Origin of the sequence: Novosphingobium silvae (assembly GCF_009856825.1) — a bacterium.
In the GTDB taxonomy this organism is placed as follows: Bacteria; Pseudomonadota; Alphaproteobacteria; order Sphingomonadales; family Sphingomonadaceae; genus Novosphingobium; species Novosphingobium silvae.
In genome coordinates, this window is sequence record NZ_WVTD01000002.1 from 241127 (window position 1) to 263057 (window position 21931).

General features: G+C 64.4%; 20 protein-coding genes. 11 read left to right on the plus strand and 9 right to left on the minus strand.

Annotated elements, in window-relative coordinates; all coding sequences use genetic code 11:
• Window positions 1-2: 2 nt before the first annotated feature.
• The 4 genes from GR702_RS04120 to GR702_RS04135 all read right to left on the minus strand — a co-directional run bounded on the left by GR702_RS04120 (window position 3) and on the right by GR702_RS04135 (window position 5112).
• Window positions 3-1523 carry an XrtA system polysaccharide chain length determinant gene (locus tag GR702_RS04120; protein WP_160984698.1) on the minus strand — a complete coding sequence of 507 codons (1521 nt, stop codon included), beginning with the start codon at window positions 1521-1523 and terminating at the stop codon, window positions 3-5.
• Window positions 1524-1538: 15 nt separating this feature from the next.
• Entirely contained in the window at window positions 1539-2180 is a 642-nt protein-coding gene (locus tag GR702_RS04125; RefSeq protein ID WP_160984699.1) for an XrtA/PEP-CTERM system exopolysaccharide export protein, read from the minus strand.
• Between the two features lie 182 nt (window positions 2181-2362).
• Window positions 2363-3589 carry a pyridoxal-dependent decarboxylase, exosortase A system-associated gene (locus tag GR702_RS04130; protein WP_160984700.1) on the minus strand — a complete coding sequence of 409 codons (1227 nt, stop codon included), beginning with the start codon at window positions 3587-3589 and terminating at the stop codon, window positions 2363-2365.
• Window positions 3586-5112, minus strand: a complete 1527-nt coding sequence (locus tag GR702_RS04135) for an acyl-CoA ligase (AMP-forming), exosortase A system-associated (protein WP_160984701.1) — start codon at window positions 5110-5112, stop codon at window positions 3586-3588. Before GR702_RS04135 ends, GR702_RS04130 begins: the two co-directional genes overlap by 4 nt.
• Before the next feature lie 26 nt (window positions 5113-5138).
• On the opposite strand from GR702_RS04135, the gene GR702_RS22640 reads away from it, so the two are divergent.
• From GR702_RS22640 to GR702_RS04155, 4 genes are read left to right on the plus strand one after another with little or no spacing between them, the layout of a single operon-like run.
• Window positions 5139-6155: a GNAT family N-acetyltransferase gene (locus GR702_RS22640; RefSeq protein WP_160984702.1), complete on the plus strand. Its 1017-nt coding sequence runs from the start codon at window positions 5139-5141 to the stop codon at window positions 6153-6155.
• A 57-nt stretch (window positions 6156-6212) separates the two neighbouring features.
• The gene (locus GR702_RS04145) at window positions 6213-6473 is read left to right on the plus strand and encodes an acyl carrier protein (RefSeq protein WP_160984703.1); all 261 of its coding nucleotides are present in this window, start codon (window positions 6213-6215) and stop codon (window positions 6471-6473) included.
• 28 nt (window positions 6474-6501) lie between these two features.
• Window positions 6502-7176, plus strand: a complete 675-nt coding sequence (locus tag GR702_RS04150; RefSeq protein WP_160984704.1) for an alpha/beta hydrolase family protein — start codon at window positions 6502-6504, stop codon at window positions 7174-7176.
• Window positions 7173-7952 carry a hydrolase 1, exosortase A system-associated gene (locus GR702_RS04155; protein WP_160984705.1) on the plus strand — a complete coding sequence of 260 codons (780 nt, stop codon included), beginning with the start codon at window positions 7173-7175 and terminating at the stop codon, window positions 7950-7952. Before GR702_RS04150 ends, GR702_RS04155 begins: the two co-directional genes overlap by 4 nt.
• Window positions 7953-8003: 51 nt before the next feature.
• On the opposite strand, the gene trxB is transcribed toward GR702_RS04155, so the two are convergent.
• Window positions 8004-8975 (minus strand): thioredoxin-disulfide reductase, encoded by a 972-nt coding sequence (trxB, locus tag GR702_RS04160; protein WP_160984706.1) that lies wholly within the window; start codon window positions 8973-8975, stop codon window positions 8004-8006.
• Window positions 8976-9178: 203 nt separating this feature from the next.
• Between trxB and GR702_RS04165 the strand changes: the two genes are divergently transcribed.
• The gene (locus GR702_RS04165) at window positions 9179-10054 is read left to right on the plus strand and encodes an alpha/beta fold hydrolase (protein WP_160984707.1); all 876 of its coding nucleotides are present in this window, start codon (window positions 9179-9181) and stop codon (window positions 10052-10054) included.
• A gap of 131 nt (window positions 10055-10185) precedes the next feature.
• Here the strand turns inward: GR702_RS04165 and GR702_RS04170 are convergent, their stop codons facing one another.
• On the minus strand, window positions 10186-10389 hold the full coding sequence (locus tag GR702_RS04170; protein ID WP_160984708.1) for a hypothetical protein: 204 nt from the start codon (window positions 10387-10389) through the stop codon (window positions 10186-10188).
• A 510-nt stretch (window positions 10390-10899) separates the two neighbouring features.
• On the opposite strand from GR702_RS04170, the gene GR702_RS04175 reads away from it, so the two are divergent.
• The 5 genes from GR702_RS04175 to GR702_RS04195 all read left to right on the plus strand — a co-directional run bounded on the left by GR702_RS04175 (window position 10900) and on the right by GR702_RS04195 (window position 14865).
• Complete coding sequence (locus GR702_RS04175; protein ID WP_160984709.1) at window positions 10900-11280, plus strand: winged helix-turn-helix domain-containing protein; 381 nt, start codon at window positions 10900-10902, stop codon at window positions 11278-11280.
• A gap of 96 nt (window positions 11281-11376) precedes the next feature.
• Window positions 11377-12159, plus strand: a complete 783-nt coding sequence (gene modA / locus GR702_RS04180) for a molybdate ABC transporter substrate-binding protein (protein WP_160984710.1) — start codon at window positions 11377-11379, stop codon at window positions 12157-12159.
• A gap of 7 nt (window positions 12160-12166) precedes the next feature.
• Entirely contained in the window at window positions 12167-12868 is a 702-nt protein-coding gene (gene modB, locus GR702_RS04185; protein WP_160984711.1) for a molybdate ABC transporter permease subunit, read from the plus strand.
• Window positions 12858-13493, plus strand: a complete 636-nt coding sequence (locus GR702_RS04190; protein ID WP_160984712.1) for a molybdenum ABC transporter ATP-binding protein — start codon at window positions 12858-12860, stop codon at window positions 13491-13493. The genes modB and GR702_RS04190 overlap by 11 nt, the downstream gene beginning before the upstream one ends.
• 229 nt (window positions 13494-13722) lie before the next feature.
• The gene (locus tag GR702_RS04195; RefSeq protein ID WP_237449542.1) at window positions 13723-14865 is read left to right on the plus strand and encodes an SDR family oxidoreductase; all 1143 of its coding nucleotides are present in this window, start codon (window positions 13723-13725) and stop codon (window positions 14863-14865) included.
• Here the strand turns inward: GR702_RS04195 and GR702_RS04200 are convergent.
• The 3 genes from GR702_RS04200 to GR702_RS04210 all read right to left on the minus strand — a co-directional run bounded on the left by GR702_RS04200 (window position 14849) and on the right by GR702_RS04210 (window position 18762).
• The gene (locus GR702_RS04200; protein ID WP_160984714.1) at window positions 14849-16006 is read right to left on the minus strand and encodes an isovaleryl-CoA dehydrogenase; all 1158 of its coding nucleotides are present in this window, start codon (window positions 16004-16006) and stop codon (window positions 14849-14851) included. The genes GR702_RS04195 and GR702_RS04200 overlap by 17 nt on opposite strands.
• Window positions 16007-16096: 90 nt before the next feature.
• Complete coding sequence (locus tag GR702_RS04205) at window positions 16097-17602, minus strand: MFS transporter (protein WP_160984715.1); 1506 nt, start codon at window positions 17600-17602, stop codon at window positions 16097-16099.
• Window positions 17603-17727: 125 nt separating this feature from the next.
• On the minus strand, window positions 17728-18762 hold the full coding sequence (locus GR702_RS04210) for a LacI family DNA-binding transcriptional regulator (protein ID WP_160984716.1): 1035 nt from the start codon (window positions 18760-18762) through the stop codon (window positions 17728-17730).
• 286 nt (window positions 18763-19048) lie between these two features.
• Between GR702_RS04210 and GR702_RS04215 the strand changes: the two genes are divergently transcribed.
• Entirely contained in the window at window positions 19049-21853 is a 2805-nt protein-coding gene (locus GR702_RS04215; RefSeq protein WP_237449543.1) for a TonB-dependent receptor, read from the plus strand.
• The last annotated feature ends 78 nt before the right edge of the window (window positions 21854-21931 follow it).

Consider the following 21931-nt stretch of genomic DNA (forward strand, 5'->3'; position numbering starts at 1 on the left):
CCTCACGCCACCATGCCGCGCTGGACGAACTCGGCAGCGAGCAACACCACGAACAGCCCGCAGAGTGCGGCGCAGCTGGCGTAGAAGTACTTCAGTCGCTTGCGACGCAGCGCCCGAGCGCCATCGGTCATGCTCTGCGAAATGGCGCCGAGCACCGGCAGGCCGGTCGCGCGCTCAAGCGAAGAGGTGGTGGCGAAGACGGACCGAACCCGGCTGAGCGCAAGAGCAATCGCGCATCCGCCGCCGATACCCGCCATCAGCACGCCCAGAAGGAGCAGCGGACGGTTGGGGGCGACGGGGGCCCGAGGCGTGGTTGGCGGGTCAACGACCTCGAACTTCACTGCCTCGCGCTCGGTCTTCACCTCGCCGCGCAGGCGCAGTTCCTCGCGGTCCTGCAGGAGCTTGTCGTACTGCTGGCGAAGCACGTCGTAGTCGCGATTGATGCGTTGCGCCTGCGTGGCCAGTTCCGGGTCCTGTATGGCCGCCGCGGTGAGCGAGGCAATGTCTGATTGGAGCGCCGCCTTGCGGGATTGCAGCGCCTGCACGTTCGCCTGGCGTTCGGCCCGGATGGACTGGAGCGAACTGTAGGCAGGGTTGATCGTGCCCCGGCCGCTGGCAGCTTCCTGCGCCGCCGGGGCCCTGAGCGCTGCAACCTGGTTGCGGGCGGCTATCACGTCGGGATGGCTGTCGGTGAGCCCCCTTGCGCGCATCGCAGACAGGTCCGCCTGTGCCCGCGCAAGGGCCGACTGCGGACCACCATCCGATGCTCCTGCGATCGTGCGCGGAGTACCCGCCAGCTGACCGTCGATTGCTGCCAGCGCGCTCTGGGCTGCGGAGAGGTCAGCCTCGATGTCGCGGACATTGGCGCGCGAGGTTTCCAGACGCTGAGCCATGGCCGCGCCGCCCAGCGCCATCTCGGGATGCTGCGCCTCGAAGGAAGTGCGCTTCGTCTCTGCGGATTCGAGCTCACGCTCGCGCTGGGCAAGCTGCTGGTTAACGAAGGCCAGGGTCTCCACCATTTCGCCCCGGTTTCCGGCCAGGTTCTCTTCGCGGAAGATGTCGATCATCTTCTGGGCAACGCTCTGCGCGAGCTTGGCGTTCTCGCCATCCGAAAAGGAGCTGTCGTTCGCTGTCGCCGTGATCTCGAAGAGGTTGTCCTGCTGGCTGACCACCTTCACGTTGTTGCCAAGCCGGAGGACTGCGGCCTCCATCTGCTTGGGATCCTCGATCGTATCGCCAAGGCGCGTGGAACGTACGACTTTCTCGAGATTGACGGCAGCGGTAAGCGTCTGGCGGATCCGCTCGATGTCCCGCTTCTTGTCGGCGACACCGATCCCGACCTGTTCGGCCAGCGCATCATCGAGCTGGATGAAGATCCGCGCCCGCGATTCGTAGGAATTGGGTATCAGCGCGACCAGCAGCCAGCCGACCACGCAGATCGCCCAGGCTGCGGCAAGCGCGATCCAGCGGCGGTGCCACACGCTGTGAAGCGCGCTGAGAACCTGTTCGTAAAGCGAGTCCATGCCGCGCAGAGGCCCTTAGAACATGCTCTCGGGGATGATGATCACATCCCCGGGCGAAAGCATGACGTTCGCCTTGCTGTCGCCCTTCTTGAGAAGGTCTCCAAGCCGCAGGTTGTATTCCTTCTGGGTGCCGCTGGTCTTGTCGAAGCGTATCAGGCGAGCGCTGTTGCCCGCTGCATACTCTGACAGGCCACCCACCGATATCATCGCGTCAAGCACTGTCATGTTCGCGCGGTAGGGAATGGAGGCCGGCTTTTCGGTAGCGCCGACGATGCGGATCTGCTGGCTGAACGTGCCGGAGAACCCGTCCACGATCACCGAGACGAGCGGATCCTCGATATACTGTGAAAGCTGCAGGCGGATGTCCTGCGCCAGCATCGCGGGGGTCTTGCCCACGGCAGGCATGTCGGTGATCAACGGCGTGGTGATCCGCCCATCGGGCCTCACCTGCACCTTGGCGCCCAGTTCCGGGTTGCGCCAGACGAAGACGGTCAGCTGATCGAGCGGGCCGATGACGTATTCTTCGCCCGGCCCTTCCTGCATCGCCACGAAGGCTGCGGGCGGCAACTGCGGGCCGGAAGTCGATGCACATCCCGTCAGGGCGACGCTGGCAAGCGCACAGGCGGCCAGAAGTCGGACGGAGCGATGATGCGGCATGGTACTTCCCTGTCTGAACCTGTTCCTCCTGCGGGCAATCTGCACGCGGGACGAAGCTTGGCGAAATTCGATATGCGGTATCCTGTCAAAGGGTGAACATTGCGTTAGCCTTGCAAGGCTAATCCCTGCGCGGTCCCATTCCGGGACGATCCCGCAGTAGCCGTTAACACCGGCGCCTTGCTTCAGACCAGCATCTCCACCGCCGGTCCCTGCCCCAGGAACGACGACGGACTGGCGCTCGCCCCATAAGCGCCGGCGCAGAAAACGGCGACGAGATCGCCTGCGTCGGCACGGGGGAAGCCTCCCTTGTCCGCGAGCCGGTCGAGCGGCGTGCAAAGGCACCCGACGATCGTCGCCTCCTCCGCGACCGGCGCGCCAAACCGGGTGGCTATGGCGGAGGGGTAGTTTCGCCGGACGACCGTACCGAAGTTGCCGGAGGCTGCCAGTTGGTGGTGCAATCCACCATCGGTGACAAGGAAGACTTCGCCATGGCTCACCTTGCGATCGACTATCCGCGCAAGGTAGACGCCCGCCTCTCCGACAAGATAGCGGCCAAGTTCGATGCAGAATTCCGTGTCGCGAAGCACATCGGGCAAGGCTGCCATCTGCGCTGCCAGCCGCTCTCCGACAAGCGGCAGGTCGATCGGCGTGTCCCCAGGGAAGTAGGGAATGCCCAGTCCTCCGCCAAGATTGCAGTGCGGCAGGGGCACACCGCTTTGCTGCGCCAGTTCGGCTGCGAGCGCGAGAGCCTGCGCCTGGGTGTCCGCCACCGCCTCCGCATCGAGCGCCTGACTGCCTGCGAAGATATGGAAGCCACGCCACTGCGCACCGCTATCGATCACGGTGCGCACAAGGGCGGGTACACGCTCCGCATCGATGCCGAAGGGTTTTGCGCCTCCACCCATCTTCATGCCCGAGCCCTTGAGGTCGAACGAGGGATTGACCCTGATGGCGAGGCGCGGCCGCACGCCCACACGCTCCGCTATCGCGATTGCGCGGGCCGCCTCGCCCTCCGACTCCAGGTTGAGCGTCACTCCCGCTTCAATCGCTGCCTGCAATTCGCTATCCCGCTTGCCCGGGCCCGCAAAGCTTACCTGCGCAAGCGACAGACCGGCGCCGCGCACGATCTCGAGTTCACCGCCGGATGCGATATCGAAGCCATCGACCAGCCCGCGCATAAGCTCCAGCAGGGGCGGAAAAGGATTGGCCTTCACGGCGTAGTGGAGAGCAATCCGGACGGGCAGCGCGCTGCGCAATTCCGCGACGCGGCGGCGGATATGATCCGCACTGTACAGGAACAGCGGAGTCGATCCCGCCTCCTCCACCCAACGGGTCACGGGCGACCCACCAAGCTCCAGCACGCCATCGACCGCGCCAAAGCCCGAGGGAATGGGGCCGAGCGCCTTCATGCCGCGATCTCCGAGGCGAGTAGAGTGCGATCGATCTTGCCGTTGGGCCCGACCGGCATTGCCTCGCGCCAGTGGATTACCTTGGGCTGCATGAAGTTCGGCAGTTCCTGCATCAGCCTTCTCGGCAGTTCCTCGCCTGCGTCCTGCTGCCCCGGCGCAGCTCTCACGACGAGATGGATCACCTGTCCCAGCCGAGCGTCGGCAACGCCCAGCGCTACCGCCTCGGCAACGAGGCCAGTGGCGAGCGCGGCTTCCTCGATCTCCTGTGGCGAGACACGGTTACCGGCCGTCTTGATCATCGCATCGCGCCGACCCGCGAAATAGAGCAGACCTTCGCTGTCCCGGCGCACGCGATCACCCGACCACACTGCCGTTCCTCCATAGCGTGAAGCAGCAGGCGCAGGTCGGAAGCGCTCGGCCGTGCGCTGGAGGTCACGCCAGTACCCTTGCGCAACGAGCGGACCGCAGTGGACGAGTTCGCCCTCGATGCCGTTCGCAGCAACATCGCCGCTTTCATCGATCACGAGTATCTCCGCATGGGGGATGGCCTTGCCCATGGAGGTCGGGTGCGTATCGACCAGTGCGGGATCGAGATAGGTCGAGCGAAAGGCCTCCGTCAGGCCGTACATGGGGAACAGGCTGGCCGACGGGAACAAGGCGCGCAGGCGGCGCACAAGATCGGCTGTCAACGCGCCCCCGCTATTGGTCAGCCGGCGCAGCTTGGCCGCTGTCTCAGGCGGCCAGTCCAGTTCGCATAGCTGCACCCACAGCGGGGGAACAGCGGCCAGCGTCGTCACGCCATGGCGCTCCACCGCTTTCATCACATCGCGCGAGACAAGGTAGTCGAGCGGGATGACGCAGGCTCCGGCGAACCATGTCGAAAGAAGCTGGTTCTGCCCGTAGTCGAACGAAAGCGGCAGCACCGCCAGCGTGCGGTCGTCGGACGCCAGCGCGAGGTAGCCGCTCACGCTTTCGGCCCCAAGCCACATGTTCGCATGGCTCAGCATCACGCCTTTCGGAAGGCCGGTCGAACCGCTGGTATAGAGGATCGCGGCAAGGGTATCGGGATCGGCCGCCGAGGGCGGCAACGCCCCGCCGAGCCGCTGCGCAAGCTCCAGCACCTCGGCTTCTTCCAGCACGCGGCAGGACGCAGGAACTTCATTTGCATCGAGAGTCCCGATCCGCGCCGACGTCCCGATGAGCAACGCCGCTCCACTATCTGCAAGGATGTGCGCGGCCTGCGCATGCTTGAGAAGCGGGTTGATGGGCACGTGGACCAGTTCCGCCCGCGCGGCGGCAAGAGGCATCAGGCAGGTCAGTTCGCCCTTTGCCGACCAGGTGGCGACGCGCGCGCCCTTCTCCGGCACCTCGTGCGCCAGCCACGCAGCCAGGCGCGAGACACGCGTTCTTAAGTCCTTCCAGCTAAGCACCCCTTCACGAAGCACCAGAGCATCGTCATCATCGGCCCCGCGCAGGGCCAGGTGGTCAAGCGGCAGGATCGTGCTGTCGGAACTGACCGGCATGGAAGAAGAAAGCTCCGCGAGGATACGTGACACGGATCGTCTATCTCTCCGAATTCAAGGAAGCGCAATCCGACGCGGCGCTCGCGCACTTTCTCTCTTATGCTTGCCAGCATGCACCCTTCGACCGGCTCGCATGGTGGGAAGGCCTTGCCGAGCACTGCGCCATGACCCCGCTGCTGGCCTTCGCAAGCAACGAAGGAGGCATGGCAGTCCTGCCCCTCGCCAGCGGATCCGGGCGTCTGACCGCGCTTGCCAACTGGTACACCTTCCGCTTCCGGCCGCTTGTGTCAGGTCCGCGCCCGCCGCTGGACGGTCTCGCCCGCGCTCTTCGCAAGCGCGCCCATCGGATCACGCTTACGAATGTGCCCGACGAGGATGGAAGCGCCACGGCAACGCAGAAGGCTTTCCGCCAGGCGGGTTGGCTGGTCCGCCGCGAGATGTGCGGCATCAATCACATTCTCCCTGTAAATGGACGCAGCTACGAAGATTATCTTTCCAGCCGCCCCGGCAAGGTTCGCACGACGCTGAAGCGCAAGTCTGGGCGGGTTCGGGCCGAAATCCTCACTCACTTCGACGAAATGGCATGGGCCGAATACGAGGCCGTATACGCGCAGAGCTGGAAGCCGCACGAGGGTTCGCCCGAGTTCCTGCGCACCTTCGCGAAAGCCGAAGGCGCGGCAGGCCGCCTCCGCCTGGGGATCGCGCGGGATGCCCTCGATCCGCATGGACCGGCAATCGCGGCGCAGATGTGGACAGTCGAAGGCGGAACCGCGTTCATCCACAAGCTTGCCCATCGGGAGGCCGCGCGCGTTCTCTCCCCGGGGTCGGTATTGAGCGCAGCGATGATCGCACATGCGCTGGATCGCGACCGGGTTTCACTGGTAGACTTTGGCACCGGCGACGATCCTTACAAGCGTGACTGGATGGAGCAACAGCGCCCGCGCTATAGCCTGGACATGCTCAAGCCGCTTTCCCCTCGAAACTGGCCGGTTCTGGCGAAGTGGGCGCTACGCAGCCTTGCCGCTGGCACCAACCGGGGGTAGAGGCCCCGCGATAATCGACGGATCGATCGTCCACAGATACTCTGCAGCCGAGGGGCCATGCCAGACAACACCGACCTGCTTCTGCGTCGCATCCTGACGGACGTACTTGGGCTCAAGCCCGGCCAGGCCGATCAATTCGATGAGCAAACGGGCCTGTTCGGGCACCTGCCCGAGCTTGATTCCATGGCCGTGGCCGGGCTCCTGACCGAGCTGGAGGACCGTCTCGACATCGTGATCGACGACGACGAGATCGAGGGCGAGATGCTGGAGACCTATGGCGGTCTCCTCGCCTTTGCCGAGGCGAAGCGGGCGGGGTGACACGCCTCTCGCCCGGAGAACGAAGGGGATGATCCCGACGAGCTGGCCCTGTCCGCTTCCGGGGGGCGGCACCTGCGAGGAGGCAGCGCTCCAGTTCGACGAGGCGCGGCCGGTTCGGTTGCTGATAGTTCCGGCGCTGTTCGACGAAGCCAACCGGCTGCGGCGCTTCGCTGTCGAGTTGATGCGCCGCCTCGACCGTTTGGGGATCGACAGCTTCCTGCCCGATCTGCCCGGTTGCACTGAAAGCCTGCAGCCGCTCGACATGCAGGATCCGACCGACTGGCTGGATGCCATGGCCGCGGCCGCCCTGCACTTCGGCGCGACACATGCCATGGGGGTGCGTGGCGGATGCCTGCTCACTCCCAACCGGTTGCCTGCCCTGCACTATGCGCCCGTAAAGGGTGCCTCGATCCTGCGGCAGATGATACGCGCGCGGATTCTCTCGGCCCGTGAGGCCGGTCGTGAGGAGAGCCGGGAGCAACTGGCTGCCCTTGCTGTGTCAGAAGGGGTCACACTTTCAGGCTATAGCCTTGGTGCCGATTTCTACCGGCACTTCGAGCCGATGATACCGGCGCGCGACGCGCTTGTGATCGTTCAGGAGCAACTGGGTGCAAGCGGTCTGTGGCTACGGGCCGAACCCGGCGAGGATGCGGCGCAGGCCGAGGCACTAGCCGTGATCCTGCACCGGGAACTGAGCGCATGACGCGCCGGCATCTCACGTTCGAGTGCGAGGGAGCGCGCCTCGTGGCGACCCTCGACACGGCCCCCGGACGCACCGCGCTCCTCCTCGTATCAGGAGGAAACGAGGTGCGCAGCGGTGCCTGGAACGGACAGGCCCGGCTCGCCGCAGGGGTCGCCGCACAAGGCTATCCGGTACTGCGCTTCGACCGGCGCGGCGTGGGTGACAGCGAGGGCATCAACGAGGGCTTCCGGTCTGCCGCTCCTGACATCGCGGCCGCGCGGCAGGCACTGCTCTCACAATGCCCGCAAGTGGACCGCGTGATCGGCATGGGCAACTGCGATGCCGCCAGCGCGCTTATGCTCGCCGCAGGCGCGGGAATGGACGGTCTGGTGCTCTCCAATCCCTGGACGATCGAGCGGGAAAGCGACGAAGCACCTGTGCAGGTGGTCCGTGACCACTATCGCCGCCGCCTTTCCGATCCTGCGGCGATCAGGCGACTGCTGACGGGGAAAGTCTCGTTGCCAGCCTTGCTGCGCAGCCTGGCGCATGTCTTGCGCAAGGATCCAAAGGCGGATGGCGACAGCCTCGCAGACCTGATGAAGCGGGGGATTTCAGGCTACCAGGGCACGGTCCGCTTCCTCGTGGCAGGTAAGGACCGGACGGGACGGGCGTTCCTGTCACGATGGGACCGGGCAGACCCGCGGCTGCACATCTGCCCCGATGCCTCGCACAGCTATGTCGAGCCGGAGGCAAAGGAGTGGTTGCTTCGCCAAGTGCTGGAAGCACTTCGGCAATAGGGCTCCTTTCCCGTTCGTGGGAAAAGGCCCCTCGCCTCGGGTGCCTGAAGATCAGTACTGCACGGTTTCCGTCACTCCCTCGAACTGTCTGGCGGCCAGGTAGCGCTCGGCGTCCAGTGCCGCCATGCAGCCCATTCCGGCGGCAGTGATGGCCTGACGATAGACGTGGTCGGAAACGTCTCCGGCGGCGAAAACACCCGGAACATCCGTCTTGGGGGTGCCGGGCTGCACCAGGAGATAGCCGGTCTCGTCCATCGCCAGCTTGCCCTTGAAGAGCTCCGTTGCAGGGGCATGCCCGATAGCCACGAAAGCACCGTCCGCCAGCACGTCGCTCTGCTCGCCGGTCTGGGTGTCGATCAGCGCCACAGCGCGCAGAGCACCATCCTCACCCGGCATGAAGCGATCCACGCGCTTGTTCCACATCACCGAGATCTTGGGATGGGCAAAAAGGCGATCCTGAAGGATCTTCTCGGCACGCAGGGAATCGCGCCGGTGGATCAGGACGACGTCGTCGGAGTGATTGGTAAGATACAGCGCTTCCTCCACGGCAGTGTTGCCGCCGCCGATGACGACGACCTTCTTGCCGCGGTAGAAGAACCCGTCGCAAGTCGCGCAGGCAGAGACGCCCTTCCCGGAAAGCTCCTGCTCCCCGGGCACGCCCAACCACTGCGCCTGCGCCCCCGTCGCAATGACGAGCGTATCGCCCTCGTAGATGTCGCCGCCGTCACCTCTGGCAATGAACGTCTCTCCGGAAAGATCGACGCTGGTGATCGTGTCCCACATCATGCGGGTGCCAACGTGAACGGCCTGAGCCTCCATCTCCTGCATCAGCCACGGCCCCTGGATAACCTCGCGGAAGCCCGGGTAATTCTCCACATCGGTGGTGATGGTCAGCTGACCGCCCGGCTGCAATCCCTGCACGACGATCGGCTGCATGCCCGCGCGCGCGCCGTAGATGGCGGCGGACAGGCCGGCAGGTCCGGAACCGATGATCAGCATACGGGTCTTGTGCGTGGTTGCCACTGGGCAGTCTCCGAAGGAACTCAACTATCGTCTTGGCCGCGAGATAGTCTCTCGCCCCCTGCTTTGCCAAGGATGGGCGAGGGATAGCATTATTTCATCCCCACAAATGCTTCCTTCGGGCATGGTCCAGACGGCACCCTCATCGCCCGGGCGCATTCCTCCGAGCGTTGACGGCGCACGCGAGACGCTCCACGTTCCCTGCCATGCAGATCCAGCCTGGCCCAACGTCGAACCGTTTCATCTCGCAACGCCTGCGACTCAACTATGCCGATTGGGGCAATCCGGACGCTCCGCTGCTCATCCTGCAGCATGGTGGACGAGATCATTGCCGAAGCTGGGACTGGGTCGCACAGGAACTGCGGCACGACTGGCACGTCGTCTGCCCCGACCTTCGTGGTCACGGCGATAGCGAGTGGTCCCCCGAAGGACATTATGGGATGGACGCCTTCGTCTACGATTTTGCGCAGCTCGTGCATACCTTGGGCCGGGAGAAGGTGACGATCATCGCCCATTCGCTGGGCGGCAACATCGCTACGCGCTTCACCGGCCTTTACCCGGACAGGGTGGCGAAGTTCGTCAACATCGAAGGACTTGGCCCCGCTCCCGCGATGCGGCGCGCGCAGGAAACACGCGATGCCGGCGAGCGGCTGCGGCAGTGGATTGAAGACAAGCGCCAGGCATCCGGCCGTACGGTGCGCAAGTACGCAAACCTGCGCGACGCCTACCAGCGGATGAAAAGGGAGAACGCCTTCCTGACGGATGAACAGGCACGCCACCTTACCGTGCACGGCGCAAGCCGGAACGAGGACGGCACATGGAGCTGGAAGTTCGACAACTACCTTAACGTTTGGTCTGCATCGGACCTGCCCACGGACCAAGTAGTCGCCCTGTGGGAAGCGATCACCTGCCCCATGCTGCTTCTATGGGGCACGAACAGCTTTGCCAGCAGCCCCGCCAGCGACGAGCGACTGAAGCATCTTCCTACAGCCCAACTGATCGAGTACGAAAATGCAGGCCACTGGCTCCACCACGACCAGTTCGATCGCTTCGTCGCGGACGTGAAATCCTTTCTCTCCTGACCGCCGACCTACCCGGGGAGCACCTGCTGCAGTTGTCGGCGTCATGCCGCTCTACTCGTCGCCCGACAGTTCTTCCAGGCGGTCACGGCGGGCCGTTCTGTCCCTGCAGCAGCGCGAACGCTCCGACGCGATCAGGCCAGGAGGAAGTATCCAAGCGCGGCCCAGCAGGCCATACAAAGCAAGATGGCAATCGTCAGCCCGCGGCCGTCGTGCTCTTCCTCGCTACGGCCGATGCGCTGGGCAGCGTAGACCATGCCGTGGGGCAGTGGCGATGGGAAACGCCTGGAATCGAAACCACGTTCGAAACGAATGATGTTTTCATCTGCGACCTTCATGATCCATCCTCAACCATCCGGCGAGCTTTCGGGCGCCGTTGCGGCCCTGCTGCCTTGTCAATCCCATGGGGCGCACCTGTTGGCGTCGCCTCCAATTAACTACTACCAAATATATAGCAAAAAACGTCGGACGGTTCCAGATCGCCTTGAGGCCGGTCGAATATTCTCGGCGTCATTCTAAAATTGTAACTTTGATGCTGGAAATCGTAATATATATTTATGTTGCGAAAATTTTTCACCGCCGGCGCGCCGACAATTGCCGCACTGCACAGCGTTTCCGGTTCCGAATTTGCTGGACTGGTAAGTTATCGCCAAGAAATATCCCGGTAATTTCACTGCAAAGCAGCATTTTATTGCTCTTTCACGCCGCAATGCAGCAACTGTTGCTGATGGCGCCGCCCTCTCGTCCTCCTTCAAAGCTTGGTGCGCCCGCAAAGGCTTGATTCGCCGCGCATCGGAAGACCTCTTCCGGTACTTGCCGGGTTAGAGGCGCCGCTTTAGCGTGAAGCGATGACCGCTGCTCCACCGCTCAAGATCAAGATACAAATCTACTGCGGCTCCGAGGTCGCGATGGGGCCGGGCAAGGCGGACCTGCTGGACGCCATACGCGCGCACGGCTCCATCTCCGCAGCGGGCCGCGCCATGGAGATGAGCTACCGGCGAGCATGGCTGCTGGTCGATGCCATGAACCGCTGCTGGCACGCCCCACTGGTCCACACCGCACCCGGTCGTGCGGCAAGCAGCGGCGCCAGGCTGACCGAGCTGGGTGAAGAAGTGCTCGTCCGCTATCGCGCGCTGCAGGAAGGCATCGTCGGCGCATCCCGAGGATCCGATTACGACGCCCTCGCCAGCGCACTTCTACCTGAGCCAAGGGCCAGCCAGAAAGCCTGACCACCTGCTATCCCGGCGCGGCACGAAGATGCCGCCGCTTGCAATGCATGCAGATCGATATACTGGTCGATACAGTATCCTTCGGAGGCCCTCTCGATGACAATCTCCCTCGCTCGAAGCGTGGCAGCGCTTACCGCGACGTTCGCGCTGGTGTTCGCGTCCGCCGCACCGGCGGCCACTGCGCCGAAAGCGCCCGTCGTCCTCGCGGCAGCAAGCCTGCAGGAATCGATGAACGCCGCTGCAGACGCGTGGAAGGCGAAGGGCCATCCCCGCCCGCGGATCTCGTTCGCCGGATCCTCGGCATTGGCCCGCCAGATCGAGGCCGGGGCCCCTGCCGACATCTTCGTATCCGCCGACGAGCCCTGGATGGACGAGGTGCAGTCCAGGGGCTTGCTACGCAAGGGTTCGCGAGTGTCGTTCCTACGCAACTCGCTGGTCCTGGTCGCTCCGCGCGCAAGCACCGTCCGGTTGCGGATTTCGACCGGTATGCCGCTGGCTAAGGCGCTGGGCGGCGGGCGACTGGCGATCGCCGATCCCTCCGGTGTACCGGCAGGGGTCTACGGCAAGCAGGCGCTGACCAGGCTCGGCGTCTGGAGATCGGTTGAAGGCAAGCTGGCGCCCGGGGAAAGTGTCCGCGCCGCACTGGCGCTCGTCAGCCGGGGCGCGGCCCCGCTGGGGATCGTCTATGCCACGGATGCAAGGGCGGATCGCGGAGTACGCGTAGTCGGATGGTTCCCTGCGTCCAGCCATGACCCCATCAGCTACCCTGTCGCGCTGATAGCATCTTCCCGCAACCCCGAAGCCGAGGCCTTCCGGCGCTATCTCGTCTCTACAGCGGGCAAGGCTGTATTCCGTCGCTATGGGTTTGCAACGAAGTAGCTGGACAATGATTTGGCTATCTACCGTTGAATGGGAAATCCTGCTTCTTTCCTTGAAAGTGAGCGCCGTGGCGATTGCAGCGGCCTTACCGGCGGCCTTCGGCTTGGCATGGATGCTTGCGCGCTGGACGTTCCCGGGAAAGGTCCTGCTCGACGCACTCGTTCATCTGCCGCTTGTCCTGCCTCCGGTCGTGACGGGGTGGCTGCTGCTGATGGTCTTCAGCCCGAATGCCATGGTGGGCGGCTTCCTTGAGCGGGTGTTCGGGATCACTATCCTGTTCCGCTGGACCGGCGCTGCCCTTGCGGCGGCGGTGATGGCGCTGCCGCTGATGGTGCGCGCCATGCGTTTGTCGCTCGAGGCTGTGGACCGCAGGCTGGAGGGCGCCGCCCGCACGCTTGGCGCCGGCCGATGGCGCACCTTCGCGAAAGTGACTCTGCCGCTGTCCGCCAACGGAATACTGGCAGCCCTGGTGCTGGGGCTCGCTCGCTCCCTCGGAGAGTTCGGCGCGACAGTCACCTTCGCCTCCAACATTCCCGGCGAGACGCAGACGCTGCCCCTGGCGATCTATAGCGCATTGCAGATGCCCGGTTCCGATATTCAGGTGGCGCGCCTTGCCGGGATTTCGGTGGCGCTGTCGTTGATCGCACTGGTGACCTCCGAATGGCTTGCGCGACGCAGTGGCCAGCACAGGGGCCGTCATGAGCTTTGAAATCGATGTCGTCCTGCGCCGCGGGACATTGTCGCTGTCTTATTCCTTCACCTCGGGACCCGGCCTCACGGCATTGTTTGGACCTTCGGGCGCCGGCAAGACGAGCCTGCTCGATGCGGTAGCCGGACTGGTTCGACCTTCGAAGGGGCGCATCTGCGTTGCGGGAACGCCTCTTTACGACCGGTCGGCCGCGATCGATCTCAGCCCCGAGCAGCGAAGGTGCGGATATGTCTTCCAGGATCTGCGACTATTTCCGCATCTGACCGTCCGCAGCAACCTGGAATTCGGGATGAGGCGCGCTGCAGGGGGTCAACGCGCGCTGGCTTGGGACCACACGCTCGAGTTGCTTGGCATCGCCGCCCTTCTCGACCGCATGCCCGCAACCCTATCCGGGGGCGAGGCGCAGCGCGTGGCGATCGGGCGAGCGCTTCTTTCCACGCCGGCGTTCCTGCTGATGGACGAACCGCTCGCCTCGGTCGACGTGGCACGGCGGGGAGAGGTCCTCACTCTCATAGAACGCATTCGAGACGAGTTGCGACTGCCCATTCTCTATGTCAGCCACGATCGCGCCGAAGTGGAGCGTCTGGCAGAAACCATCGTCAACGTGCCGGCACCCGCCCCATAGGTCGAAGCGCGGCAACCGGAGCACGAACACAATGTTCGCTGCTTCGGGTCTGGCCTGCCTGTCGTCATTGCAAGGTCATCTGAGCTGGGAATAGTCAGGAATTCACGGCCGGCGCGGTTCCATGGGTAACAGGAGTTGTCAGTACCCTTGGAGGCATTGCAGGCCTATCCGTCGGGTCAGGTCAGGGGGATCAGCTATGCGCGTTCTGGTTGTTGAGCCGACAGGCTTGATGGGTCGTCATATCATCGATGCCCTGCGCCTCGCCGATCGGGCCATCTCGATACGTGGCTTCTGCCGATATGCGGAACCCGATGCACCTTGCCTCGAAGTTCTTCCGACCTGCGGCGCCGCCGGCGAGCAGCCGATCGAGGTCCTCACGGCGACAGCCGAAGGCGGAAGGCGCGACGGACCTGTGGAGACCATACCCGGGAACACCGGCAGCGGCCGCCGCGAACGATCAATACGGACGGTGCCCGGAAACACCGGCAGTTCACGCCGCGATGGTCCCATCGAAACGATACCGGGAAATACGGGAAGCGGTCGGCCCAAGCGCGCCATGGCGTTTACTTTGGGTGAACCCGGGGACGAGCCGACTTCGAGCATCGACCTCGTTCATGGCGACCTGGAAAACCCGGCCGACCGGGCGCGGGCGGTAGAGGGGGTCGACATCGTCATCCATTCCGCCCCGCCGTTTCACCCGCGTGAGGCAGCGATGGGCACCGGCATGATAGACGCTGCCGTAGCTGCCGGTGCAAGGCGCTTCATCTATGTTTCGGCGCTTCATGCGCAGGTGGACAGCGTGCCCGGTAACGCCGCCAAGCTGGAGGTGGAAGCGCACCTGGCGGGTTCCGGTCTAGGCTGGACGATCCTGCGGCCGCAAAGCTTCATGCAGGAGATCGACGTGGACGCCGTGCTCGAAACGGCAACACTGGAACTGCCCTGCCCCGTCGATCTTCGCCGGGCACGTCTGGACATGGCTGACCTTGCCGAGGTCGTCGCGAAAGTCGTGACAGAGGATCGCCATGCCTATGCCAGCTATGACATCGCCAGCGAAGAAGCCCTCAGCACGGCGGAGGTCGCGGCGCTGATCTCCCTGGCGAGCGGGGAAGCGGTGTCAGCAGGGGAACTGTCCGAGAAGGATCTGGTGAAAGCTCTCGACATTGCTGACCCGACCTTCGCGTACATGGCGAGCGCGGTAAGCCGCCTCCATGCGTGGCAGGCGCGCAACGAAGGCAGAGGCAATGCCAACACGGTCCGCTGGCTCCTTGGAAGGGAGCCGGTTCGCTTCGAGGATTACGTGCGACGGTGTCTGACGGCGCCGCTGCCGTCTGAGGGCGGCGCCGTCGACTACGAGGTCAGACCGATCCGATGAGTTCACGGCCGATGAGCATGCGGCGGATCTCGTTGGTACCCGCGCCGATGTCCAGCAGCTTGGCATCACGCAGGTAGCGCTCGACCGGCCAGTCGGTGGTATACCCCGCGCCGCCCAGCGCCTGCACCGCCTCGCCCGAGACCCGGAACGCATTCTCGCTGGCCAGCAGGATCGCGCCCGCTGCATCGAAGCGCGTGGTTTGCCCTGCGTCGCAGGCACGGGCCACCGCATAAACGTAGGCCCGCGCGGATTGCAACGCGACGTACATGTCCGCCACCTTGGCCTGCATCAGTTGGAAAGTACCGATTGGCTTGCCGAACTGCCTGCGCTCGCGAAGGTAAGGTATGACGGTGTCGAGGCACGCCTGCATGATGCCAAGCTGCAGCCCCGCAAGCACCACGCGCTCGTAGTCGAGCCCGCTCATGAGCACCCCTACGCCGCCATGCAGTGGGCCCAGCACGTTCTCCTGCGGCACGAAGCAATCCTGGAAAATCAGCTCGCACGTGGGGGAACCGCGCATCCCCATCTTGTCGATCTTCTGGCCGATGGAGAAGCCGGGCATGCCCTTTTCGACCAGCAGCGCGGTGATCCCCTTCGAGCCCTCGCCTGTCTTTGCATAGACGACGAGAGTATCGGCATAGGTTCCGTTGGTGATCCAGAACTTGGTGCCGTTCAGCTTGAAGCCTCCCGTTACGCCGTCGGCCCGCAGCGTCATGCTCACGACGTCAGATCCGGCGCCGGCCTCCGACATGGCGAGGCTGCCGACATGGTCGCCCGAGATCAGGCCCGGCAGGTATTTTGCCTTCTGCTCGTCGGTACCCCAGCGACGGATCTGGTTGACGCAAAGGTTGGAGTGGGCGCCGTAGGACAGGCCCACGGATGCCGATGCCCGGCTCACCTCCTCCACCGCAACGACGTGTTCGAGATAGCCGAGGCCGATGCCGCCCCACTCTTCTTCCACCGTGATGCCGTGAAGTCCGAGTTCGCCCATCTGCGGCCACAGCTCGCGAGGAAACCAGTCCTGTGCATCCACCTTGGCGGCGAGAGGCGCTATGCGTTCGTCCGCGAACCGGGCCACGGTGTCGCGGATCATCTTAGCGCTTTCGCCCAGCGCAAAGTCGAATTCAGGGGTAGCGCGCATACCTGTTCTTATCCTCTTCCTCTCTCTTTCTCTCCTTGTAACGCAACAAGGATGTTGCGCGAAGACCTATCGTTGCTCCCGATCGGACGTTTATTTCCCGATGCGCAGCGATGCCGCTGCCGCGATCAGCAGAGTGCAGGCGGCGAACGCCATGGTCCAGATCGGCTCATGCGGGAAGAAGGCCTTCATGACCGATCCCATTACGGTCGCCACGAGGAGCTGCGGCAGGACGACGAAGACGTTGAACAGCCCCATATAGGTCCCGAGCTTCGACTGCGGCAGGCTGCTGGCGAGGATGGCATAGGGCATGGCAAGGATCGAGGCCCAGGCGATACCGATGCCGATCTCGCATGCGAGCAGCGCCTGCGGATCGCGCAGCACAAGGAAGCCCGCAAAGCCCAGAGCCCCGGCGACGAGACAAAGCGCATGGGTCCGCAACTGACCAAGCCGCCGCGAAAGTGCAGGAAGCAGGGCCAGCGCAGCCACCGCGGCAACGCCGTTGTAGACGGAGAACAGCACTCCAACCCAGTTGCCAGCCTGCTGATATCCCGCACTTGCCGGATCGTTCGCGCCGAAATGATACTGCGCGACGACCGGGGTCGTGTTGATCCACATGATGAACAGGGCCGACCAGCTGAAGAACTGCACGAAGGCCAGTCGCTTCATCAGCGGCGGCATACCGGAAAAGTCGCCCACGATCCCCGCGAGCATCGAAGTGCTGCGGCCCGTTCTGGCGAGCCGTATGGCCAGCATGGTCGCCGCTCCATAGCAGGCCAGCAGGCCCGCCAGCAGGTAGACCTCCTTCTCGAGATCCCATGCCCGGACCAGCAGGGCGATGACGGCACCTGCGGCGATCCACGGCAGCCCGGCCATGCTCCCGCGCGAGGCGAGTGCGGCCACGGACGACGGCTCCTCATCCAGATTGCCGAAAGCGGCCTGCTCCTCCGGCGAATACTCGCGCGTCGTCAGCACAGTCCAGAGCACCGCCGCCAACATGGCAGCCGCGCCGGCCCAGAAGCTGAGCCGGACGGTGTCGGGAATTTGTCCCGGCCCTGCGGCGTTGGACACACCGAAATGCTCGAGCACGTAAGGGAACAGGGAGCCGACTACCGCTCCGGCCCCGATGAAGGCGGTTTGCACCGCATACCCGGCGGTATGCTGATCGCGGTGCAGCATGTCTCCCACGAATGCCCGGAACGGCTCCATCGAGATGTTGAGGCTGGCATCGAGCAGCCAAAGCAGCATGGCGGCCATCAGCAGTCCCGCGCTCGATCCGGCGCTCTCGGGCATGAGCAGCAAGGCGGTCGTGGCCAGCACCGCGCCCGCAAGGAAGTACGGCCGCCGCCGCCCCAGACGTCCAAGCCAGGTGCGATCGGACATGTGCCCGACGATCGGCTGCACCAGCAGGCCGGTCAGCGGAGCCGCGACCCAGAGCGCGGGCAAGTCGTCGATACTAGAGCCAAGCGACTGGAAGACCCGGCTCATATTCGCGTTCTGCAGCGCGAAGCCGATCTGGATGCCGAAGAAACCGAAGCTGATGTTCCACATGCCCGCCCAGCCCTGGCGCGGCTTTTCAAGGCTTGTGGTTGGATGCATTCTTTTCCCTTCCCGTACCGCGCGGACTGCTGCCGCCTCGGATATGACTTCGGCCTCGCACGGGCGCGACAAGCGGGCAATATGCATACGAATGCCCCGACTCGTGCAGGCGCAAGCAGCGAACGTCAGGCAGCAGTGCTGCGCCGGACCACCAGACGGGTTGGCAAGGTCCGTGAAAGTGCCTCCTGATCCTCGATCTGCGCGACCAGCGTTTCGACCAGCACTTCCCCGGCGCGCTTGAGGTCCTGCATGATCGTCGTCAATGGAGGTGTGGTCATGCTTGCGGCCGGCAGGTCGTCGAAGCCGATCACTGCCACGTCCTCGGGGATCGACATACCTGCCGCTCGCAAGGCCCGCATCGCACCGACGGCGATGAGATCGCTCGCCGCGAAGATCGCGTCGAAGGGTATCCCTTCTTCGATCAGCGAAAGCGTCGATGCGCGGCCCATGTCCTCAAGGTTGACGACGTCGCGCTGCAGCTTCGGATCGGGAGCGATCCCACTCGCCTCCAGAGCTTCGCACAGGCCCAGGTAGCGTTCTGCGAACTCGGGATAGTGGCCGTCGGCCTGCCCCAGGAACGCGATGCGCCTGCGGCCAAGGCGCAGCAGGTGCTCCCCGGCCATCCGCCCTGCGCCCCGATTGTCGGAGCCCACGGTCGCGCCGATACTCCCCTCGTCGACGTTGCCCCAGCGCACGAAGTGGGTTCCTTGCCCCACAAGCTGCCTTAGCCGGTCCTCGTAAAGCTTATAGTCGCCGTAGCCGAGCAGGATGAGCCCGTCTGCGCGGTGGCTGTCCTGGTAGCGGACGTGCCAGTCGTCCTCCAGCTTCTGGAACGAGATCAGGAGATCGAGGCCGCGTGTCGCGCACTCGCGCGTGATGGCCCCCAGCATGGCCAGGAAGAACGGATTGATCCGTGCCTCGTCCGGCGCCTGCTCCTCGAAGAACAGCAGCGCGATCGTGTTGGCGCGCTGCGAACGAAGCGAGGATGCGTTCTTGTCGACCGAGTAGTTCAGCTCGCGCGCGATCGCTTCGATCCGCGCCCGCGTCGCTGCGCTGACCGACTTCGACCCCCGCAAGGCTCGGCTTACAGTTGGCTGCGAGACACCCGCGCGATAGGCGATGTCGAAGCTTGTCGGTCGATTGCTTGGCTTGCGTCCCATTCGCCTATCCTATGCGCCCCCAGCGGTGCCGCAATGCAACGACCGGCCCGCCCGGCGTATGCAAGCACCGGGCTTGCCGTGCTTCTGCGAGGCGGCTGCGGTGGCAGCATTGCCACCGGCCGTCGCCTTTCGGCACCTTGGCATACGTATGCCATATTATGCGCCCGGCAGTCCCGTCTTAATCAGAAGCAGCCGATGGAGTCGCCGCAGCAATGTGCGGGCCCTCGCAAGAACAACCAGTCGCCGAGGTGCGCACATCCGGGCTGGGACAGGAGAGGACAGGGAAATGACGGTTCGCAAAGCAACTTCGGCCGCCGGCGCGTCCGGCATGGCCATCGCCCTCGCGTTGGTCGCCGCCGCGCTGCCGGGTGCCTCCCTCGCGCAGGAGGCTGAGGCCTCACCGGCAGAGGAAGAGCCTGCAGCGGACACCGGCTCGATCATCGTCACCGGCTTTCGCGCCAGTCTTCAGTCCGCCATCGCGCAGAAGCGCAGCGCCGAGCAGGTGGTGGAGTCCCTGTCGGCCGAGGACATCGGCAAGCTGCCGGATGCGTCGATCGCAGAGTCGATCGCCCGTTTGCCCGGCCTTACCTCGCAGCGTGTCTCGGGCCGCTCGAACTCGATCGCCATCCGTGGTTTCGCGCCCGACTTCTCGACCACCCTGCTGAACGGCCGCGAACAGACATCGACGGGCGACAACCGCGCCGTCGAGTACGACCAGTATCCCTCCGAAGTGGTCAGTTCGGTCAACGTCTACAAGACACCCATGGCCAGCCTGGTTGGACAGGGCCTTTCCGGCACCGTGGACATGCGCACGATCCGCCCTCTGGATGCCGGCAAGCGCATCGTCACGGTGGGCGCGCGCGGTTCGTACACCGATCTTGGCAAGCTCAACGCCGGGTCCGACGATCTCGGCTATCGCGCGAACGCCATGTACGTCGACCAGTTCGCGAACGACACGATCGGTATCGCGCTCGGCGCCAGCTACATAAATGAGCCTTACCAGATCCAGGAGTTCAACTCCTGGGGATATGCAGACACTCCCGAAGGTGACAAGGTCATCGGCGGCTCGAAATCGTATGTCACGTCCACCAAGCTGAAGCGCCTTGGCCTCAACGGCACGCTGCAGTGGCAACCCACGCCCAACCTGACGACGACGCTGGATGCCTTCTATTCGAACTTCAAGGACGACCAGATCAAGCGCGGCATCGAGTTGCCGCTCTACTGGGACCCGGACACTGTCACTCTGGCACCGGGCGCCACCGTTGAGGACGGCATGGTCACTGCGGGCACGTTCAACGGCGTCAAGGGCGTGGTCCGCAACGACGTGTTCCAGCGCCATGCCAAGCTGTACTCCTTCGGGTGGAACACTAAGTGGGAGGGCGACAATGGCTGGAACGCCTTCGTGGACGTCAGCTACTCGAAGACGGACCGCAACGAACTTAACGTGGAGAGCACCGCCGGCACCGGCAGAAACACCGTTGGCGCGACTGATGCCATCGGTTTCTCCAGCGGCCGCAAGGGCACGACATTCACCCACGGACTGGACTATGGCGACTACGATCTCATCCAGCTGACCAGCCCGCAAGGCTGGGGAGGCACCCAGATCGCGCCCGACGGCACGGCCATCCTCAACGGACAGGACGGCTACTACAACGACCGCAAGATCAAGGACGAGCTCTGGCAGTTCCGCGCCGAGGTGGAGCACGAGTTCGAGGACGGTCCGCTCCACTCGCTGCAGGCGGGGTGGAACTACACCAACCGGTCCAAGTCGCTGGTGCCTGAGGAGTACTTCCTTGGCCTGGCTGCCAATACGGACGGGCTCACCAGCCTCGTCCTCCCGGCGGAATACCGCAAGGGGACGACGGACCTGAAGTACCTCGGGCTTGGCTCCGTCATCAGCTACGACCCGCTGGAGCTGGTCCGCGACGGCATCTACAACCGGGTGGCGAATCCCTATGGCGATGTGGTGGTGAAAAGCTATGCCATCCGCGAGCGGATCATGACGGCATATGTTCAGGGCAATCTGGACGCCGACGTCGGCTCCGCGCACCTGACCGGCAACTTCGGCGTGCAGGCCAACTGGACGGACCAGAATTCGCGCGGCGCGACCGCCGTGCTTCTGGATCCGCCGACCAACCCCAACGGTTCCGCCAACGTCGGATCGCTGACCCGCAACGAAAGCACCGACTATCTCGATGTTCTGCCAAGCGTAAACCTTTCGCTGCGCTTCCCTGGCGACTTCGTGGTCCGCTTTGCCGCCGCGCGTGAGATCATCCGTCCGCGGCTTGATGACATGCGCGCCTCGGAGAGCTTCGAATACAGCTTCGTCGCCCTGCCCACGGGGGAGGAAATCGCCGCAGTGACCGGGCGTTCGGGCAATCCTGACCTGCGGCCATGGCGCGCGAACGCGCTGGACCTGACATTCGAGAAGTACTTCGCGGGCAAGGGCTATGTCGCGGCGCAGTTCTTCTGGAAGGAACTGAAGAGCTACATCTACAACCAGGACGTAGTGGTTCCGACCGACAGCCTGGCCCTGCAGCCGCCGGGCAACGGTATCCCCATCTCGGACACAGCCGTCATCAACGTGCCGATCAACGGCAAGGGCGGCAAGCTCTACGGCGTGGAAGTGGCGACCACCCTGCCCTTCGACGCTTTCGTTTCCGCTCTGGAAGGCTTTGGCGTGACCGGCTCCGTTGCTTACACCAAGACGAAGATCCAGCCGAGCCCCGGCGAAGAGCCGAGCGCCCTTCCCGGCTATTCCAAGTGGGTCGCCAACGGCACCGCATACTTCGAGAAGGCAGGCTTCAACGCCCGCGGATCGGTGCGCTACCGCTCGACCTTCATTGGCGAGGTGTCCGGCTTCGCGGCCAATCGCCAGCGCCGCCGTGCTGCCGCAGAGACCATCATCGACGCCCAGATCGGCTACGATTTCCAGCCCGGCAGCGCGCTTGAAGGCCTGTCGCTCTACGTCCAGGGCCAGAACCTTACCGACGAGCCCTTCGTGACGACCAATCCCGGCGATAATCGGGAGGTAATCGACTATCAGACGTATGGCCGCCGCTTCCTGGCGGGGTTCACCTACAAGTTCTGAGCGCAAGGTGGGCCGGGCCATCCTGCGCCCACCTGATCGGCACCGCGAGGGAACCTCCTCCCCCAAGCGGCGCCGCCC

Bases quoted from the DNA above. Each gene is read 5' to 3' on its own strand.
- GR702_RS04120 (WP_160984698.1), bottom strand. From the start codon at position 1,523: ATGGACTCGCTTTACGAACAGGTTCTCAGCGCGCTTCACAGCGTGTGG.
- GR702_RS04125 (WP_160984699.1), bottom strand. From the start codon at position 2,180: ATGCCGCATCATCGCTCCGTCCGACTTCTGGCCGCCTGTGCGCTTGCC.
- GR702_RS04130 (WP_160984700.1), bottom strand. From the start codon at position 3,589: ATGAAGGCGCTCGGCCCCATTCCCTCGGGCTTTGGCGCGGTCGATGGC.
- GR702_RS04135 (WP_160984701.1), bottom strand. From the start codon at position 5,112: ATGCCGGTCAGTTCCGACAGCACGATCCTGCCGCTTGACCACCTGGCC.
- GR702_RS04145 (WP_160984703.1), top strand. From the start codon at position 6,213: ATGCCAGACAACACCGACCTGCTTCTGCGTCGCATCCTGACGGACGTA.
- GR702_RS04150 (WP_160984704.1), top strand. From the start codon at position 6,502: ATGATCCCGACGAGCTGGCCCTGTCCGCTTCCGGGGGGCGGCACCTGC.
- GR702_RS04155 (WP_160984705.1), top strand. From the start codon at position 7,173: ATGACGCGCCGGCATCTCACGTTCGAGTGCGAGGGAGCGCGCCTCGTG.
- GR702_RS04165 (WP_160984707.1), top strand. From the start codon at position 9,179: ATGCAGATCCAGCCTGGCCCAACGTCGAACCGTTTCATCTCGCAACGC.
- GR702_RS04170 (WP_160984708.1), bottom strand. From the start codon at position 10,389: ATGAAGGTCGCAGATGAAAACATCATTCGTTTCGAACGTGGTTTCGAT.
- GR702_RS04175 (WP_160984709.1), top strand. From the start codon at position 10,900: ATGACCGCTGCTCCACCGCTCAAGATCAAGATACAAATCTACTGCGGC.
- modA (WP_160984710.1), top strand. From the start codon at position 11,377: ATGACAATCTCCCTCGCTCGAAGCGTGGCAGCGCTTACCGCGACGTTC.
- modB (WP_160984711.1), top strand. From the start codon at position 12,167: ATGATTTGGCTATCTACCGTTGAATGGGAAATCCTGCTTCTTTCCTTG.
- GR702_RS04190 (WP_160984712.1), top strand. From the start codon at position 12,858: ATGAGCTTTGAAATCGATGTCGTCCTGCGCCGCGGGACATTGTCGCTG.
- GR702_RS04195 (WP_237449542.1), top strand. From the start codon at position 13,723: ATGGGTCGTCATATCATCGATGCCCTGCGCCTCGCCGATCGGGCCATC.
- GR702_RS04200 (WP_160984714.1), bottom strand. From the start codon at position 16,006: ATGCGCGCTACCCCTGAATTCGACTTTGCGCTGGGCGAAAGCGCTAAG.
- GR702_RS04205 (WP_160984715.1), bottom strand. From the start codon at position 17,602: ATGCATCCAACCACAAGCCTTGAAAAGCCGCGCCAGGGCTGGGCGGGC.
- GR702_RS04210 (WP_160984716.1), bottom strand. From the start codon at position 18,762: ATGGGACGCAAGCCAAGCAATCGACCGACAAGCTTCGACATCGCCTAT.
- GR702_RS04215 (WP_237449543.1), top strand. From the start codon at position 19,049: ATGACGGTTCGCAAAGCAACTTCGGCCGCCGGCGCGTCCGGCATGGCC.